Raw genomic sequence first — 18502 nt, forward strand, 5'->3', positions numbered from 1 at the left:
GGGCTATCGGGCTTTTGCAAAACTCTCTGCCAAATCCTCCACTGCATACGCAACATTGTGCTTTGATATGTGGCAATTGCGGTGAATGGCTGGGCTTGGCTCTGCCTATGATGGGAAAACCCGAACGATATGCTTTGCAAGGATCGAGAAACCCATGGCTCCCTTCCGCCCGAAATACATCACCTTCGATTGCTACGGCACGCTCATCAATTTCCAGATGGCGGAAGCAGCCCGCGATATTTACAGCGCCCAGCTGGATGCCGCCCATATGGACGAGTTTGTCAAAAACTTCTCGGCCTATCGTCTGGATGAAGTTCTGGGCGACTGGAAGCCCTATGCCGACGTGGTGCACAACGCCATTGAGCGCACCTGCAAGAGAAACGGCGTAACCTTCCGCGAGGAGAACGCCAAGATCGTGTATGAGCGTGTACCCACCTGGGGGCCACACGCGGATGTGCCTGCTGGCCTTGCCAAAGTGGCCAAGGAAATTCCGTTGGTTATTCTCTCCAACGCCATGAATTCGCAGATCATGTCGAATGTCGAAAAGCTTGGTGCGCCCTTCCATGCGGTCTATACGGCAGAGCAGGCGCAGTCCTACAAGCCGCGCATGAAGGGCTTTGAATATATGTTCGACATGCTCGGCTGCGGCCCTGATGACATTACCCATGTGTCCTCTTCCTTCCGCTATGATCTGATGACCGCCCATGATCTGGGCATCAAGAACAAGGTCTGGGTCAACCGTGGTCATGAGCCAGCCAATCCCTATTATGGCTATCAGGAAATCGCAGACATTTCCGGTCTGCCCGGTGTGTTTGGTCTTTAAGCGATGAAATATCTCTCCTATTGGCACGACACCGCCCCGCAATTTCCCGGTGGCATCACCGGCGCAATTGAAGGCGATTTTGATGTCGCCGTGATTGGCGGCGGCTTTACAGGCCTCGCTGCCGCCCGCCAACTGGCGCGCGCCGGGGCAAAGGTGATCGTGCTGGAGGGGCAGCGCATCGGCTGGGGCGCTTCTGGGCGCAATGGCGGGCACCTCAACAATGGCTTGGCCCACAGCTATCTGGGGGCCAAGGCTGAGCTTGGCAAAGAGCGGGCGATTGCGCTTTACCAGGCGCTCGACAGTTCCATCGACACCATCGAGGCGCTGATTGCCGAGGAAGGAATCGATTGCAATTTCCGCCGCGCGGGAAAGCTGAAACTGGCCTCCAAGCCCCAGCATTTCGAAGGGCTTGCCCGCAATTTCGAAGCCCTGCATGAAGAGGTCGATCCTGACACGGCCCTGTTGTCGGGATCGGATTTGAAAAGTGAGATCGGCTCACCTTTTTTTGGTGCCATGCTGTCCAAAAAGAGCGCGATGATGCATATGGGCCGCTATGTGGTGGGTCTTGCGAACGCCGCCCACCGCCACGGCGCAGTGGTTGCTGAGCAGGCCTTAGTCACCTCTGTTGAAAAGCACGGCGACCGTCACCGCCTGACCACTGCGCGCGGCCATGTGACGGCCAAGGATGTGCTGGTGGCCACCGGGGCCTATACCACGCCTAATTTCAACTTTTTCCGTCGCCGTATCATTCCGGTTGGCAGTTTTCTGATTGCCACACGTCCGTTATCAGAAACAGAAGTGGCTGCCGTGATGCCGGGCAACCGCACCTGCGTGAACACCATGAACATCGGCAATTATTGGCGACTGTCACCCGACAATCGCTTGATCTTCGGCGGTCGCGCCCGTTTCTCCGCCACATCGGATCAGCAATCGGACGCCAAAAGCGGCGAAATCCTGCGCCAGTCCCTTGCCGCGATTTTCCCACAGCTTGCCAAGGTCGAGATCGATTATTGCTGGGGCGGTCTGGTGGATATGACGAAGGACCGCTACCCCCGCGCAGGCTATCAGGACGGTGTGTGGTATGCCATGGGCTATTCCGGCCACGGTGCCCAACTTTCCACCCACCTCGGCATGATCATGGCCGATACCATCATGGGCAAGCCTGACGCCAATCCGCTGAAAGGTCTGGATTGGCCCGCCGTGCCGGGACATTTTGGCAAGCCATGGTTTCTGCCGTTGGTCGGGATGTATTATAAAATTCTCGATAGATTTCAGTGAGAAGGGCAGCCTGCAATCGTGCAGGATCATTGGATTTGCGGATGCATGAAAGCCTTGCGCGTCTGCTCGCCATGCTCTCCCAAGCCGTCGTCTGGCGTCGCGCTTGCGACAAAACGCACATGTCATGTGTGGCTGTATTATTCTATGGGAGACCGCATTGATGAATCTCTGAAAGGAAATGGCCAATGACGAGCGACTGGGTGGACTGGTTCCCTATCGTCTTCTTTCCGGCAAAGATTATCGTGTTGGGCACGGCCATGTTCTTCGCCATAAAATGGCATCACGATCAGGATAAAGCAGAGAAGAAGAAAGCCGAAACCAGCGAAGCGGACGCGCCCGCCGAAAAGACCGTTGACGCCTCAAATGAGAGCCTGTGAGGTTCAGATTGAACCGGACAGATTCTCGATTTTCTTGTTTTCGTTTGTCTTTTCTGGAAAACGAGCGTCCAATTTTCCCTGACGAAATTCTAGGTGGCAGGTCTAAAGACCGATCAACACACTCTTGCTTTTACGGTTGGCATGGTACGCTTCCCGGCCGAGATCCTTGCCGATGCCCGATTGTTTGTAGCCGCCGGTCGGCAGGATGTGGTCACGTGAGCGGCCATAGCGGTTCACCCAGACCGTGCCGGCCTGAAGTGCTCTGGTCAGCCGCAAGGCCCGCGACAGATCACGGGTGAAGAGACCTGCGCAAAGGCCATAGGTGGGGTGATCGGCCAGTGCGAGAGCCTCTTCCTCGGTATCGAAAGCCTGCATGGTCAGGACGGGGCCGAAAATCTCCTGCGTTACGGCGGGTGAGGTCTCATCGACATGGGCAAGCAGGGTCGGGGTGTAGAAATAGCCGGCACCCTTCATGACATCGCCGCCGGTCAGGCAGGCCGCACCTGCCGCGATGCTGGCCTTGACGATGCTGTCGATCCGGCCGCGCTGGCGTTCGGAAATGATCGGCGAATAATGGCTGGCCTCATCCCAGGTCGGGCCAACTTTCACGGCTTTCATTTTGGCGATGATCGTCTGCGCAAGCGGTTCCATCACGCTACGCTCGACAATCAGGCGTGAACCGGCGACACAGGCTTGGCCTGCGTTGGAGAGAATGCTTTGGGCAATGGCAGCGGCGGCCTTGTCCAGATCGGCATCGGCAAACACCAGCTGCGGGCTTTTGCCGCCCAGTTCCAGTGTCATGGGTTTCACCCCGGTGCGGGCAATATTGCCCATGATGGCCTGACCCGCTCCGGTAGAGCCGGTAAAGCTGACCTTGGCAGTATCCGGGTGGCCAGTGATGGCATTGCCGGTCACAGCGCCATCGCCCAGTACGATATTGATCAGCCCCGCCGGAATCCCGGCTTGAACTGCCAATTGCGCTAGATAAATGCTGGAAAACGGTGTCATTTCCGAGGGTTTCAGCACTACGGCATTGCCCGCAGCAAGCGCTGGCCCAAGCTTCCAGCCTGCCATTGAAACCGGGAAATTCCATGGCGTGATGGCTCCTACCACGCCATAAGGCTCGCTTATGATCATGCCGAGATTTTCACCATCCGTCGGCACCAGCGCATCGCCTTCCTTATCTGCCATTTCGGCAAAAAAGCGGATCTGCTCGGCGGTGACGGCAATGTCACCGGCAATCAGATGACCAACAGGGCGGGTGGAGGACAGAGCCTCCAGCTTTGCCAATGTTTCGGCCTCGCGCTCAATAAGGTCCGCCCAGCGTTGGAGCACAACGGTGCGTTCACGCGGACGCACGCTGCCCCATTTGCTGGTTTTCAGTGCTTGTTTTGCGGTTTGGACGGCCCGATCCACCATGTCCTCATTGGCAATCGGACACCCGGCATAGGCCTTGCCATCTGACGGGCGGTACATTTCGAGTGCGCCATTGGCAACCACCAACGTTTCGCCAATGAAATGGCCGATAGGCAGGGCGATGGTGTCTGGATCGAAGCTGAGGGTCATGGTGTTTCCTTGGGCAAGCTTGGCTTATGCCATGATGGTGACGTAGATTTTCTTCACCGTTTCAATGGTCTTCCACACCCCAACAAAGCCAGGCTTCATGATGAAATGATCGCCCGCCTTGTAAATCACCGGCTCGCCGCCTTCAGGGGTGATTTCGACTACGCCCGACAGGATGTGGCAGTATTCGAAGCTCTCGCCCTTGATGGATTTGGTCTCGCCGGGGGTGGCTTCCCACACGCCGGTGTGGATCATTTCGCCACGGCAGACATCCTGCGGCCAGGTCTTGAAGGCCGGATCACCAGAGATCAACCGTTCCGGCAGGGCCTTGGATTCCTTCGGCGTAAAGGTTGGGTTGGTATCGATGGTTTTCAAAAGAGACATGGATTAGTCCTCGGTTCACAGTTGGCAGCAGTGGTCTGCGAGAGCGGTGATCATGGTCTGGCAAGTGGCCAGTTCATCCATCAGGATATATTCGTTGGGCTTGTGGGCGCGGCTGATGTCGCCGGGGCCGCAGATGATGGCATCGACACCCGCTTGCTGGAAAAGCCCGGCTTCGGTGCCGTAGCTCACCGCAGCCAAAGGCTCGGTGCCTGTCAGTCGGTGCAGCAGCGCGGCAAGTTGTGCGTTTTGGGGGAGTGAAAGTGCTGGATAGGCACTCATCTCAGCCCATTCCACGCCAAAGCCTTTGTCCGTGAGTGCTTCCGCCGCCAGACGAACAGGCTGTAAAAGCGTTGTTGGATCAATGCCGGAGATGGCGCGGGCTTCAAACTCTGCCTCACAGGTATCAGGAATGATATTGACGGCTTGTCCACCACGCACGGTTCCCACTTGTAGCGAGGAATAGGGCGGCTCAAACACTGCTTCAAACGGGCCATTTGTCAAAGTTTCTGCGGCATCGCGGGCAGCAAGCAGAACCTCACTCATGGCATGAATGGCATTCAGCCCCAGATCGGGCCGCGATGAATGGCCGGAGCGCCCGGTAATAGTGACGCGGGCGGCAGCCTTGCCCTTATGGGCGCGGATGGCACGCATGCCGCTGGGCTCGCCTATGATGGCACCAAGCGGGCTTTCACAAAGGCTCGGCAGTTGCGTCAGCAGATGCGGCACGCCCCGGCACCCGGCTTCCTCATCATAGGAAAAAGCGAGGTGAATGGGACGGGCCAGCGGCATGGCGGCAAGAGTTGGAACGCAGGCCAAAGCGCAAGCCAGAAACCCCTTCATGTCGCTGGTGCCAAGGCCAAAAAGCCTGTCACCGTCGCGCCTCAACTGAAATGGATCGCTCACCCAGCCGCTTTCGCCTGCTGGCACAACATCCATATGGCCAGACAGAATATAGCCGGGCACATGCCGAGGGCCGATGGTGGCAAACAGATTGCTGCGGTCGCCCTCAGGTCCGGGAAGCACGCAGACCGCCGCGCCGTGGTTTTGCAGATAGTCACTGATGAAGCTGACAATCTCGCCATTGGCGGTGCCGACAACGGAAGGGAAGGCCACGAGGCGTTCGAGAATATCCAAGGGTCGCTCCATCGATCCGGTCTCGCAATGCGGTGCAATGCTGCTGCTAAGACGCAAAGCTCAATGCCTTTAAAAAGCCGAGTGCGTCGGATCTGGAATCTACAAGCCAAGCGGTATTTTTCCTGCTGAAAGCAGGGGTTATTTGGTGGAATCTTCGGTTCCGGACGCCGAGGGGAGCGGATTATACCGATGCCATTGAGGCTGGAGGATCAGGCCTTCCCTGTCTCTCTATGGCCAGGCTCTCTATGAATTTTAGAACAGTCCCGGCTTTGCATGCCGAAACCCACCAGCGCGATCCGGACGAATTGCTGCGCATACGGCACGAGTTGGAAATTATCCCGGCCAAAGGCCCATTCGCCGATCAGGCCGGATACGGTCGCGCTCAGGGTCATGGCGGCGGAGGCGGGGCTCCAGGGTGCGGTCAGTTGGCCCCTGTCGGCGGCAACCTGGAAAAGGGGCAGTAGCTTGCCCTTGAGCGTGCTCAGAATGCCATCCGAGTCGGTTTCCTTTATCGTAAGATCCAGATGCAGGCTGACCCGGATCACACCGCGGCGCCGCTCGTCGGCCTGAAGATGCGCCAGCATGTCGAACAATATCTGTTCAAGGGCGGCAAACACATCGACGGAACTGTCTGCCGGAAGCCGCGCCGCCAATTGCTCGAAAGGCTTGAACGCCTGGTTGCGCAGGGCTTCGAGAATGCCGCGCTTGTTCTTGAAATGCCAATGGACAGCGCCGCGCGTCACGCCCACCGCCTGGGCAATCTCGTCCAATGATGTCTCGTCAAAGCCTTTGGTGAGGAAAAGTTGCTCGGCAGCTTTCAGGAGCTGCATGTGGGTTTCCGCTGCTTCTTCCTTGGTTCTCCGCAATGGGTCCTCCTGGGCGAAATTGTTGGGCACGATACGTCGTTCTCTGATTCATCACATATTTACTCACTGCGATCAATCCTGTTTACAAACGGTATGTATGTATATATATCGGAGAGGCTACCGTTGGAGTGTTCCTAGCCATGCAAAAAACAAAGCGATTTCTTGTTGCGGGTTGCGCTATTGCAGCCCTTTCCTTTTCCACCCCATCATTTGCGCAGATGCCAAATGCTGGACCGCCGGCCGTCGGCGTAACGATTGCCAAACTGAAGCCGATCAATGACACGACCGAGGTCAATGGCCGGGTCGAGGCGAAGGATTCCGTCAATCTCGTCGCCCGTGTGACCGGCTTCCTGGAAGAACAGCTTTTCAAGGAAGGCTCTGAGGTCAAGAAGGGCCAGGTCCTGTTCCGCATCGAGCGGCAGTCCTATGAGGCCGATCTGGATTCCAAGAAGGCCACTCTGGCCGAAAACCAGGCCACCCTTGAAAATTCGAATATATCCCTTGCTCGTAACGAACAGCTTCGAGCAGGCGGCAGCGGCAGCCAGAGCAATCTGGACGACGCACGTGCCACGCAGCGGACTTCGATTGCCAAGGTCGCGGAATCGGAAGCCGATGTGCGCACCTCGCAGATCAATCTCGGCTATACCGATATCATCGCGCCTATCGATGGTCGTATCGGCCTTGCTTCGGTCACGGTCGGCAATGTCGTATCCTCTTCGTCGGGAACCTTGGCCACAGTGGTCAGTCAGGACCCGATGTATGTGAAATTCCCGATATCGGTGCGCCGTCTCATCGAATTGAGACAGCGGTTCGACAAGGATGGCGGTCTGGAAAAGAGCGTGAAGCTCAAGATCCGCTTGCCCGATGGCAGACTATACGCCCAGGAAGGCACGCTCGATTTCTACGACATCAGCGTTTCCGAAAATACCGATTCCATCACCCTGCGCGGCACGATCCCCAATCCGCTGCTGCCGACGGGACATCGGGAACTGGTGAATGACGAATTCGTCCGCGTGATCCTCGAAACCGTCGAGCCGACCGATTACCTCACCATTCCGCGTGCCTCGGTCATGGTCGATCAGCAGGGCTCCTACGTCTATGTGGTTGATGACAAGAGCATTGCGCAGGTGCGCCGTGTGACGCTTGGGCAATCCACGCCGGAAATGGCTGTTGTCACCAATGGCCTCAAGGAAGGCGACAAGGTGATTACAGACGGAATCCAGCGTGTTCGGCCAAATACACCGGTCAATGCACAGCCGGCCGACCAGGCTCCACCCGCCGCACCAAAGCAGGGCTAAGCGATGTTTTCCAATATTTTCATTGATCGTCCACGCATGGCAATCGTCATTGCCATCGTGCTGACGATTGCCGGTGGCCTGGCACTGACCAGAATACCGGTCTCACAACTTCCCGATATCGTGCCGCCACAGGTCCAGGTGACGGCCACCTATCCCGGCGCTTCCGCCGAAGTGCTGGAGCAGACCGTTGCGCAACCGCTCGAATCCAAGGTGATTGGGGTCGACAAAGCTCTCTACATGAAAAGCACCAGCGGTAATGATGGCAGCTACTCGCTGACCGTCAGTTTCGCACTGGGCAGCGATGCCGACATTAACACCGTTAACGTCAACAACCGCGTGCAGACGGCTCTGTCCTCGCTGCCCAGCGACGTTCAAAATCTTGGTGTCTCGGTCAGCAAGAAATCCTCGTCCATTCTGCAATTCATCATGGTGCAGAGCGAGAAGGGCAAGTTCGATCCGCTGTTCATGACCAACTATGCAACGATCAACGTCCTGGACGAGATCTCGCGTATTCCAGGTGTCGGTTCTGCATCGCTCTTCAGCAACATGAAGTATTCGATGAGGATCTGGTTCGACGTTGACCGCCTGTCCAGCCTTGGCCTGGTGCCTTCGGATGTGACAAGCGCGATTTCAGCACAGAACGTCCAGGCACCTGTTGGCCGTATCGGTGCACGTCCGGTGCCGGATGACCAGGCATTTCAATACAACGTCCAGACCCAGGGCCGTCTCGAAACGCCGGAGGAATTCGGCAATATCGTGCTGCGCGCCAATAAGGACGGCTCTGTCCTGAAAGTGAAGGATGTTGCCCGCGTCGAACTGGGCGCACAGAACGATGACACGGTCTCTCGCCGCGAAGGCGATCCGGGCGTTGCCATGGGCATTTATATGTCTCCCGGTGCCAACGCGCTGAACACGGCTGCGGCCGTCAGCGCCAAGATCGCACAATTGAACAGCCGGATGCCGGAAGGCATGCGCGCCAATGTCATGTACGACTCGACCACCTTCGTTGAAGACACGATTGAATCCGTCATTCATACGCTGATCGAAGCTTTCGTGCTGGTGGCTGTGGTTGTCTTCCTGTTTCTCGGCAACGTCCGGGCAACGGTCATTCCGATCATCGCGGTGCCGGTCAGCGTTATCGCCACATTCGCGGTGCTGCTGGCGCTTGGCTATTCCGCCAATACGGTCTCGCTTCTCGCCCTTGTCCTTGCCATCGGCATCGTCGTCGACGACGCGATTGTCGTCGTGGAAAATGTCGAGCGCGTGATGGAGGAGGAGCCGGAGCTGACACCGGTTGCCGCCACCAAGAAGGCCATGGGCCAGATCACCGGTCCGATTGTTGCGATCACCCTTGTCCTGCTCTCGGTTTTCGTTCCCATCGGCTTCATCTCCGGCATATCAGGCGAATTGTTCCGGCAGTTCTCGGTCACCATCAGCGTTGCCATGCTGATCTCGGCCATTAACGCGCTGACGCTGTCACCTGCTCTCTGCGCCGTCTTCCTGCGCCACACTGGCGAAAAACGCGGCATCATGGGCTGGATCAGCCGGCGTATCGACAATACCCGCGACGGCTATGCCTGGGCGGTTCAGAAAATGGTCCGCATGGCGGTCCTGTCCCTGTTGATCATCGGGGTCGGCGGTGCAGGCATCTATGGGCTGTCGAAGATTACCCCCAGTGGCTTCCTTCCGGAAGAAGACCAGGGCACGTTCTTCATCGCGGTGCAATTGCCCGATGGCGCTTCGGTGGCGCGGACAAGCGGTGCCGTTGCGCAGGTGGAAGATCTGCTGAAGGCTATTCCGCAAATCGAAAATGTCTCTTCGGTTATCGGTTATTCCTTCCTCGACAGCTATTCGGCCAGCAATTCCGCCTTCATGATCGTGAAGCTGAAACCCTTCGCGGATCGCCCGGCGGCCTTGGACAAGGTACAAGTGGTTATTGGCCGGACGTTCGGCATGGTCCAGCAGGTCAAGGCCGCGACTGTTCTGCCCTTCAACCTTCCGCCCGTTCTGGGTCTTTCCACCAGTGGCGGTTTTGAAGCGATGATCGAATCGCTTGAGGGTGCCGATCCGGCCACCATGGCCAATGTGGCCTATGGAGTGGTCGGTGCTGCCAATCAGAACCCGAAACTGGCACGTGTCTTCACCACCTATGGTGCCAATGCGCCGTCGATCTATCTCGATATCGATCGTGAAAAAGCACAGGCGCTCGGTATCAGCATCAGCGATATCTTCAACGCCCTGCAGGCAACGCTCGGTGGCTCCTATGTCAACGACTTCAACGAGTTCGGACGTACCTGGCAGGTCAAGGTCCAGGGCGATGCCGCCAATCGCCGCGATACATCGGCGCTTTGGAACATCTATGTCCGCAACTCCAATAGCGACATGGTGCCTCTCCAGTCGATTGCCGAGGTGAAGACAATCGTCGGCCCGCCTGTCATCACCCGCTATAATAACTATCGCGCCGTGACGATCAATGGCTCAGCTGCTCCCGGCACGTCTTCCGGGGACGCCATGGAGGCTTTCAAGCAGGTGGTCGCCAATACCCTGCCATCCGGCTTTGCGCTGGAATGGACGGGAACGGCCTATCAGGAACAGCAGGCCTCTGGCCAGACCGGTATCATCCTGGCACTGGCCCTGCTGTTTGCCTACCTGTTCCTGGTGGCGCTTTACGAAAGCTGGACCATTCCCGTACCGGTTCTGCTTTCCGTCATCGTGGGTGTATTCGGGGCCTTTGCCGGCATGGTGCTGATGCATATGACGATGGATCTCTACGCACAGATCGGTCTCGTGGTGCTGATCGCCCTTGCCGCCAAAAACGGCATCCTGATCGTCGAGTTCGCCAAGGAACACCGCGAACAGGGCATGCCGATTGCCGAAGCGGCGGTGCTGGGGGCAAAGCTGCGCTTCCGCGCCGTGATGATGACGTCGATTGCCTTCATCCTTGGCCTCGTGCCGCTGGTTTGGGCAAATGGCGCCTCGATGATGGCACGGCAGAATGTCAGTACGCCTGTCTTCATCGGCATGTTGACGGCCAGTACACTCGGTCTGTTCGTCATTCCGATGCTCTACATCACCTTCCAGACCGTGCGTGAAAAACTGAAGTCCTGGCTTGGCTTGGGTAAGCCACCCGAACATCATGCGCCGCATAGCGACCATTAAGTCGGGCGCCTAGGCGCATCGTCTGAAAAGACCGGATCGGAGATTGCATCGCAGTTTCCGATCCGGTCAATTTACGTGATATTCCGGCCATTTTTACACTTTAAAGCCGCAATTGCACTCGGTTGCCATTGCGGCTTTTCTCGTTGGGCATCACGGTCCCGCCCCATAAAATGTCTTTTCGATATGATACCTAAAGCCGATTCCGGTTTAAGCTTTTATGCTTTAAGGTCTGCGCGAAAGAGGATGAGGATCACATGCCGACAATATTGGATCAGCTGGAAAACCGCCGCGCCGAGGCCCGTCTTGGCGGTGGGGAAAAGCGGATTGACGCGCAGCACGCCAAGGGGAAGCTGACGGCGCGCGAACGGATCGAGATATTGCTGGATGAGGGGTCGTTTGAAGAATATGACATGTATGTCACCCACCGCTGCACGGATTTTGGGATGGACGGGCAGAAAGTGGCGGGTGATGGGGTCGTCACCGGTTGGGGCACGATCAATGGGCGGCAGGTCTATGTGTTTGCCCAGGATTTTACCGTGCTTGGCGGTTCGCTGTCGGAAACCCATGCGCAGAAGATTTGCAAGATCATGGATATGGCGGTCCGGGTTGGGGCGCCGGTGATCGGCATCAACGATTCGGGCGGGGCGCGGATCCAGGAAGGCGTGGCGTCGCTTGCCGGTTATGCGGAGGTGTTTCGCCGCAATGCCGAGGTGTCGGGGGTCATTCCGCAGATCTCGGTGATTATGGGGCCCTGCGCGGGCGGGGCGGTGTATTCGCCTGCCATGACCGACTTCATCTTCATGGTGCGTGACACGTCCTACATGTTCGTCACCGGCCCTGACGTGGTGAAGACGGTGACCAACGAAATCGTCACGGCGGAAGAGCTGGGCGGGGCAGGCACCCACACGAAGAAATCCTCGGTGGCTGACGGTGCTTTTGAGAACGATGTCGAGGCGCTGGAACAGGTACGGCTGCTGTTTGACTTTCTGCCGCTGAACAACCGAGAAAAGCCGCCGAGCAGGCCGTTTTATGACGATCCGGCCCGGCTTGAAATGCGGCTGGATACGCTGATCCCCGACAGTTCCGCCAAGCCTTACGACATGAAGGAACTGATCCATGCGCTGGCCGACGAAGGCGATTTCTTCGAGTTACAAGAAGCTTTTGCCAGGAACATCATCACCGGCTTCATCCGGCTGGAAGGCCAGACGGTTGGCGTTGTCGCCAACCAGCCGATGGTGCTGGCCGGCTGCCTGGATATTGATAGCTCGCGCAAGGCGGCCCGTTTCGTGCGGTTTTGCGATGCCTTTTCCATTCCGATCCTGACGCTGGTGGATGTGCCGGGCTTTCTGCCTGGCGTGGCGCAGGAATATGGCGGGGTCATCAAGCACGGCGCAAAACTGCTGTTTGCCTATTCTGAGGCGACCGTGCCGATGGTGACGCTGATCACCCGCAAGGCCTATGGCGGCGCCTATGACGTTATGGCCTCCAAGCATATTGGCGCTGACGTGAACTATGCCTGGCCGACGGCGGAAATCGCTGTCATGGGTGCCAAGGGTGCGACGGAAATTCTTTATCGTTCCGAACTGGGCGACCCCGAGAAGATCGCGGCGCGCACCAGGGAATATGAGGAGCGCTTCGCCAATCCGTTCGTGGCGGCCGAGCGCGGCTTTATCGATGAGGTGATCATGCCGCATTCGTCACGCAAACGCATCGCCCGGGCCTTTGCCTCGCTGCGGGGCAAGCAGATGACGACCCATTGGAAGAAACACGACACCATTCCGCTTTAAAAACTGGCCCACTTTGATAGCGGGTTCACTTCAACAACAAGATCGGACCTGTTCCGGCAGACAAGAAAGGGCGGCATGGATGTCCAAAGCCCCTGATATGACCAAGCACCGTGGATTTCCCTCCGGCATGCCCGGAACAGGTGTACAGTTCACCATTCGCCGGGCCAATCCCCGGGGCGTCACCCCCATCAAGGCCATGCCGCGCAAGGCCTATCCCGGCACCAAGGAACACCGCATCGATGCGGCTTTCCTGCACGCGCTCTGGCATCACTTCGGCGCGGAGCCTTTTGAGCGCGGCAATCTGGATGCGGCCCGGCTCAACCTGCTGTTTGGCCGCGAAGTGGTGGCGGTGGAAAAGGATTTCGATCCGCTGTCCTATGAAGCGCTGCTGCGCATCGATGAGCGCGTGGCGCGCCACAGCTTTCCGGAATCCTTCGACGATGTGTTTGAGGTGTGATGCGATGGTTCCTCTCCTGTTTCAACCGGATGTTGCATGATGGTCAAAGTGTCTGAGATGCCGAAGCATCGCGGCTTTCCGGCGGGCCTTCTTGGCACGCAATGGCAGTTCACGCTGCGGCGCGCCAATTCCAACGTGACAAAGCTCACCTCCACGCCGCGTCACCGCACCATGGACCAGACCGTGGCCTTGGCGGATATCGGTTTTGTGCGGGCGCTTTGGGAGTATTTTGGCGCAGAGCCTTTCGAGCGCGGCAATCTGGATGGCGAGCGGCTGTGCCGTCTGTTTGGCCGGGAGCTTCTGGCCGCGGAGCGGGGTTTTGACCCGGCCTCCTATACGGCCAAACTGAAACTCAACGAAAAGCTTGCCCGGAAGAATTTTCCGCAGGCCTTTGACGACACGGCAGGGGTGTAACCATGGCAATTTCCAAAATCCTGATCGCCAACCGTGGCGAAATCGCCTGCCGGGTGATCAAGACCGCCAAGCGGATGGGCATTGCCACTGTCGCTGTGTATTCCGATGCCGATGCCAATGCGCTGCATGTCAAGCTGGCGGATGAGGCGGTGCATATCGGCCCGTCGCCGTCCAACCAGTCCTATATTGTTATCGACAAGATCCTCGAGGCGATCAGGCAGACCGGCGCGGATGCGGTGCATCCGGGTTATGGGTTCTTGTCGGAAAATGCCGCCTTTGCCGAGGCGCTGGACAAGGCGGGCGTTGCCTTCATCGGCCCGCCGGTCGGCGCCATTCAGGCGATGGGCGATAAGATCACCTCTAAAAAACTGGCGGCAGAGGCTGACGTGTCCACCGTGCCCGGCCATATGGGGCTGATTGCCGATGCCGAGGAAGCGGTCAAAATCGCCGCTCAGATCGGCTATCCCGTGATGATCAAGGCATCTGCCGGTGGCGGTGGCAAGGGCATGCGCATCGCCTGGAACGATGCCGAGGCGCGCGAGGGGTTCCAATCCTCCAAGAACGAGGCGATGAACTCGTTTGGCGATGACCGGATCTTTATCGAGAAATTCGTTGACCAACCGCGCCATATCGAAATCCAGGTGCTGGGCGACTCGCATGGCAATGTGCTCTATCTCGGCGAGCGCGAATGCTCGATCCAGCGGCGAAACCAGAAGGTGATCGAGGAAGCGCCATCGCCGTTTCTGGATGCGGAGACCCGCAAGGCGATGGGCGAACAGGCCGTGGCGCTGGCCAAGGCGGTTGGATATTATTCCGCTGGCACGGTGGAATTTATCGTCGATGGCAATCGCAATTTCTATTTCCTGGAAATGAACACGCGCTTGCAGGTGGAGCATCCGGTGACGGAACTGATCACCGGGCTTGATCTGGTCGAGCATATGATCCGGGTGGCGTCGGGCGAAACGCTGGCTTTTGCGCAAGGGGATGTGACGCTGACGGGCTGGGCGGTCGAAAGCCGGCTCTATGCCGAAGACCCCTATCGCAATTTCCTGCCGTCGATCGGCAGGCTGTCACGCTACCGCCCGCCCAGCGAAGGCCAGCAAGCCGATGGCACGGTGGTCCGCAACGATACCGGGGTGTTCGAGGGCGGGGAAATCTCGATGTATTACGACCCGATGGTTGCCAAGCTCTGTACATGGGGGCCTGACCGGATCACGGCCATCGACGCGATGAGTGCGGCGCTGGACCGGTTCGAAGTCGAGGGCATTGGCCATAATCTGCCGTTTCTGTCGGCGGTCATGCAGCATCCGCGCTTTCGCTCCGGCAAGATCACCACGGCCTTCATCGCCGAGGAGTTTCCAGAGGGCTTTTCCGGGGTCGAGCCGGATGAGGCATCGGGTCGGACGCTTGCCGCCATTGCAGCCCATATCCACCAGCGACGCGAGGCCCGTGCCGCGCAGGTCTCCGGCACCATGGGCAATCACGCCCGCAGCATCGGCCGTGACTGGGTCGTGGAACTGGCTGACCGGCGTTATCCGCTGACGCTTTCGGCTGATCCCGGCAGTCTGACATTTGCCGATGGCGGTGTGGTCGCGGTCGATGGTGTGTGGCAGCCTGGGCAGACGCTGGCAATCTTTACCGTCGATGGCCAAAACATCGGGCTTAAAATTGATCTCAAGGGGCCCGCCATCCGCCTGCGCTGGCGCGGCATGGATGTCGTGGCGCATGTTCGCACTCCGCGCGTCGCCGAGCTTGCCCGGCTTATGCCCCGGAAATTACCGCCCGACACGTCAAAAATGCTGCTCTGCCCGATGCCGGGCGTGGTGACCGGCATTGCGGTTGCCGAAGGCGACGCCGTGGAGGCCGGTCAGGCGCTGGCGACCGTGGAGGCGATGAAGATGGAAAACATCCTCAAGGCTGAGCGACGCGGCGTGGTCAAAAAACTGGTTGCGAAAGCGGGCCAAAGCCTCGCCGTGGACGAACTGATCATGGAATTCGAGTGATGGGCAAATGTGCTTTTGGCCAAAGATCAGACATCATCGCCCTGCCGCTCACCCAGTCGCGCCAGCATATGCCTCTGATGGTCCTGTCCGCCGAAAAAGATGGCCAGGATCTGGACTTGGTTTTTAACCTCATCGACTTTGAAATAAATGATGGCACGATTTTTAGTCACATGGCGCAAGTCCGGCCCGATGCTTGGCAACAGTGTTCCCTGAAAGGGCGCATGGTCCAGCGCCTTCAAATCATCGTCGATCGCTTGGAGGCGCGCCGAGGCGCGATCAAACGCTTCCTGTATCGCATCTCCGAAAGACAAATAGGCTTCGACAAGGTGATCAAAGATCAGGTCAAGATCTCGATTGCTGGCGGTAGACCGCACCAAATCAAAGGCCATAGAAAGACTTTTTCGCAGCGATCATCTGCTGGATTGTCCGGCTGCTTTCCTCGGCGTTCAGGAACGGACCTTTGCTGCGCTCATCAATCAGCGCGCGCAATGCCTGAACTTCGGCTTCCTTCATCTCTGTTTCTTCCCGCAGCAGCTCAAGACCTCGCTGCACCACGGCGCTCAGGCTTGAATACCGCCCATCTTCCACAAGCTTGCGGGCAAACTTGTCTTGCTGGTCGGAGATGGAAACCGAGGCTTTCACGGACATGGGGACAGGCTCCTCAGGAGTTAGCTGTCAAAAATACTACTCAGTCGCATTAAAATCAAGCTGAACGGACAGGCGCTTTTATGCCGTCTTTCGTCTGCAAGGGTGGAGGGATTAATCGATGTCGAAGAAGACGGTTGCAGATTGGCGGGCCTTGGCCGAAAAAGAGCTGAAAGCCAGTCCGGATAGCCTGACCTGGCAAACGCCGGAAGGCATTGCGGTCAAGCCGCTTTATACGGCAGACGATCTTGCCGGCATGGATCATCTCGATAGCTTGCCTGGCTTTGCGCCCTTCACCCGTGGGCCTCGCGCGACGATGTATGCCGGGCGGCCCTGGACGATCCGCCAATATGCCGGGTTTTCCACGGCGGAAGCCTCCAATGCTTTTTACAAGCGCAATCTGGCGGCTGGACAGAAGGGACTATCCGTCGCCTTCGATCTCGCCACCCATCGCGGTTATGACAGCGACCATCCGCGTGTCGAAGGCGATGTCGGCAAGGCGGGCGTGGCGATCGACAGTGTCGAGGATATGAAAATCCTGTTTGACGGCATTCCGCTCGATCAGATGTCGGTGTCGATGACGATGAATGGCGCGGTCATTCCGATCCTGGCGAGCTTCATTGTAGCGGGTGAAGAACAAGGCGTTTCGCGGGATAAATTGTCGGGCACCATTCAGAACGATATTCTGAAGGAGTTCATGGTCCGCAACACCTATATCTATCCGCCGGAACCTTCGATGCGGATTGTCGCTGATATTATCGACTATACCGCCCGGGAGATGCCGAAGTTCAACTCCATCTCGATCTCCGGCTATCATATGCAGGAGGCGGGCGCGACGCTGGTGCAGGAATTGGCCTTCACCCTTGCCGATGGCCGTGAATATGTGCGGGCAGCGCTGGCCAAGGGCCTGGATGTCGATGCATTCGCAGGCCGCCTGTCGTTCTTCTTTGCCATTGGCATGAATTTTTTTATGGAAGCGGCAAAACTGCGGGCCGCCCGGCTGCTGTGGACCCGGATCATGCAGGAGTTCAACCCCAAAAACCCGGGCTCGCTGATGTTGCGCACCCATTGTCAGACATCAGGTGTGTCGCTGGCCGAGCAGGACCCGTATAACAACATTGTCCGTACGGCGTTTGAGGCGATGTCGGCGGTGCTGGGTGGCACGCAATCGCTGCATACCAATTCCTTCGATGAAGCCATTGCGCTTCCCACCGAGTTCTCCGCGCGCATTGCCCGCAATACCCAGCTGATTTTGCAGCATGAAACCGGCGTGACCAAGGTGGTCGATCCCCTGGCTGGTTCTTACTATGTCGAAAGCCTGACCAAGGAACTGGCGGACGCGGCCTGGGCGCTGATCGAAGAGGTGGAAAGCCTGGGTGGCATGACCAAGGCAGTGGCTGACGGCCTGCCCAAACGCCTGATCGAGGAAGCCGCCACCCGTCGCCAGGCGGCTGTGGACCGCCGCGAGGAGGTGATCGTTGGCGTCAATAAATACCGGCTGGAAACCGAAGACGAGATCGACATTCTCGATATCGACAATGCCACTGTTCGCCTTGGCCAGATCAAGCGCCTTGAAGACACCAAGCGGCGTCGGGATGCAAAAGCGGTGGAGGCGAGCCTGTTGGAACTGACCCGCATTGCCAAAACCGGTGCCAAAACCGGAGAGGGCAATCTTTTGGCCGCCGCCGTCGATGCCGCCCGCGCCCGCGCCACCGTGGGGGAAATATCCGATGCCATGCGGTCGGTGTTTGGCGATCACACCGCCGTGCCTAAAGTGGTGTCCAAGGTCTACGGCGACCGCTATCACGACGATCCCGAATACCAGACGCTTGTCGGCCAGTTGTCGGACTTTGCCACGGTACTGGGGGGCAAGCCGAAGATCATGGTGGCCAAGCTTGGTCAGGATGGCCATGACCGGGGTGCCAAAGTCATTTCCTCGGCGTTTGGCGATATCGGCTTTGACGTCATCGCCGGTCCATTGTTCCAGACCCCGCAAGAGGCCGCCGATCTGGCCATCGGCCACAAGGTGCAGGTCGTCGGCATGTCGTCGCTGGCCGCCGGCCATAAAACGCTTGCGCCACAATTGGTGGACGCACTCAAGGCCAAAGGTGCAGAAAACATCATCGTCGTGGTGGGCGGCGTCATCCCAAGGCAGGATTATCAATTCCTCCTCGACCACGGCGTCTCAGCCGTCTTTGGCCCAGGAACAAACGTCCTAGAAGCCGCAAGAGCCGTCATTGACCTCATGCAGGGACGATTGCGAAACCAATAAGGCTCGCCTGACGGCTCGGAGTTTTTGGAAAGCATATTGGGT

General features: G+C 58.0%; 16 protein-coding genes. 10 read left to right on the top strand and 6 right to left on the bottom strand.

The window, feature by feature from the left end; translation table 11 throughout:
* The first annotated feature begins 154 nt into the window (after window positions 1-154).
* From V6582_RS25595 to V6582_RS25605, 3 genes are all read left to right on the top strand, one after another.
* Window positions 155-823 carry a haloacid dehalogenase type II gene (locus tag V6582_RS25595; protein WP_156632446.1) on the top strand — a complete coding sequence of 223 codons (669 nt, stop codon included), beginning with the start codon at window positions 155-157 and terminating at the stop codon, window positions 821-823.
* A 3-nt stretch (window positions 824-826) separates the two neighbouring features.
* Window positions 827-2101: an NAD(P)/FAD-dependent oxidoreductase gene (locus tag V6582_RS25600; protein ID WP_156632445.1), complete on the top strand. Its 1275-nt coding sequence runs from the start codon at window positions 827-829 to the stop codon at window positions 2099-2101.
* Between the two features lie 185 nt (window positions 2102-2286).
* A complete protein-coding gene (locus tag V6582_RS25605) occupies window positions 2287-2478 on the top strand; it encodes a hypothetical protein (RefSeq protein WP_156632444.1) in 192 nt (63 codons plus the stop codon).
* Between the two features lie 102 nt (window positions 2479-2580).
* On the opposite strand, the gene V6582_RS25610 is transcribed toward V6582_RS25605, so the two are convergent.
* The 4 genes from V6582_RS25610 to V6582_RS25625 form a co-directional block, all read right to left on the bottom strand.
* Complete coding sequence (locus V6582_RS25610) at window positions 2581-4044, bottom strand: aldehyde dehydrogenase family protein (protein WP_156632443.1); 1464 nt, start codon at window positions 4042-4044, stop codon at window positions 2581-2583.
* 24 nt (window positions 4045-4068) lie between these two features.
* Window positions 4069-4425 (bottom strand): cupin domain-containing protein, encoded by a 357-nt coding sequence (locus V6582_RS25615; protein ID WP_012654000.1) that lies wholly within the window; start codon window positions 4423-4425, stop codon window positions 4069-4071.
* Window positions 4426-4440: 15 nt separating this feature from the next.
* Window positions 4441-5571, bottom strand: a complete 1131-nt coding sequence (argE, locus tag V6582_RS25620; protein WP_156632442.1) for an acetylornithine deacetylase — start codon at window positions 5569-5571, stop codon at window positions 4441-4443.
* Between the two features lie 197 nt (window positions 5572-5768).
* The gene (locus tag V6582_RS25625; RefSeq protein WP_156632441.1) at window positions 5769-6425 is read right to left on the bottom strand and encodes a TetR family transcriptional regulator; all 657 of its coding nucleotides are present in this window, start codon (window positions 6423-6425) and stop codon (window positions 5769-5771) included.
* Window positions 6426-6565: 140 nt separating this feature from the next.
* On the opposite strand from V6582_RS25625, the gene V6582_RS25630 reads away from it, so the two are divergent.
* The 6 genes from V6582_RS25630 (at window position 6566) to V6582_RS25655 (ending at window position 15543) form a co-directional block, all read left to right on the top strand.
* Window positions 6566-7723 carry an efflux RND transporter periplasmic adaptor subunit gene (locus V6582_RS25630; RefSeq protein WP_070147589.1) on the top strand — a complete coding sequence of 386 codons (1158 nt, stop codon included), beginning with the start codon at window positions 6566-6568 and terminating at the stop codon, window positions 7721-7723.
* A 3-nt stretch (window positions 7724-7726) separates the two neighbouring features.
* On the top strand, window positions 7727-10882 hold the full coding sequence (locus V6582_RS25635; RefSeq protein WP_156632440.1) for an efflux RND transporter permease subunit: 3156 nt from the start codon (window positions 7727-7729) through the stop codon (window positions 10880-10882).
* Window positions 10883-11136: 254 nt separating this feature from the next.
* On the top strand, window positions 11137-12669 hold the full coding sequence (locus V6582_RS25640; RefSeq protein WP_156632439.1) for an acyl-CoA carboxylase subunit beta: 1533 nt from the start codon (window positions 11137-11139) through the stop codon (window positions 12667-12669).
* A 79-nt stretch (window positions 12670-12748) separates the two neighbouring features.
* Window positions 12749-13126, top strand: a complete 378-nt coding sequence (locus V6582_RS25645) for a hypothetical protein (protein WP_070147586.1) — start codon at window positions 12749-12751, stop codon at window positions 13124-13126.
* Window positions 13127-13165: 39 nt separating this feature from the next.
* Window positions 13166-13540, top strand: coding sequence for a hypothetical protein (locus V6582_RS25650; RefSeq protein WP_197434407.1), 375 nt, complete (start codon window positions 13166-13168; stop codon window positions 13538-13540).
* Window positions 13541-13542: 2 nt separating this feature from the next.
* The gene (locus tag V6582_RS25655; protein ID WP_156632438.1) at window positions 13543-15543 is read left to right on the top strand and encodes an acetyl-CoA carboxylase biotin carboxylase subunit; all 2001 of its coding nucleotides are present in this window, start codon (window positions 13543-13545) and stop codon (window positions 15541-15543) included.
* 26 nt (window positions 15544-15569) lie between these two features.
* Here the strand turns inward: V6582_RS25655 and V6582_RS25660 are convergent, their stop codons facing one another.
* A complete protein-coding gene (locus tag V6582_RS25660; protein ID WP_197434403.1) occupies window positions 15570-15932 on the bottom strand; it encodes a type II toxin-antitoxin system RelE/ParE family toxin in 363 nt (120 codons plus the stop codon).
* Window positions 15922-16191 carry a type II toxin-antitoxin system ParD family antitoxin gene (locus V6582_RS25665; RefSeq protein WP_087730169.1) on the bottom strand — a complete coding sequence of 90 codons (270 nt, stop codon included), beginning with the start codon at window positions 16189-16191 and terminating at the stop codon, window positions 15922-15924. Before V6582_RS25665 ends, V6582_RS25660 begins: the two co-directional genes overlap by 11 nt.
* A gap of 118 nt (window positions 16192-16309) precedes the next feature.
* Between V6582_RS25665 and scpA the strand changes: the two genes are divergently transcribed.
* The gene (gene scpA, locus V6582_RS25670) at window positions 16310-18460 is read left to right on the top strand and encodes a methylmalonyl-CoA mutase (protein ID WP_156632437.1); all 2151 of its coding nucleotides are present in this window, start codon (window positions 16310-16312) and stop codon (window positions 18458-18460) included.
* Window positions 18461-18502 lie beyond the last annotated feature (42 nt).

Origin of the sequence: Agrobacterium vitis (assembly GCF_037039395.1) — a bacterium.
Lineage (GTDB): Bacteria > Pseudomonadota > Alphaproteobacteria > Rhizobiales > Rhizobiaceae > Allorhizobium > Allorhizobium vitis_E.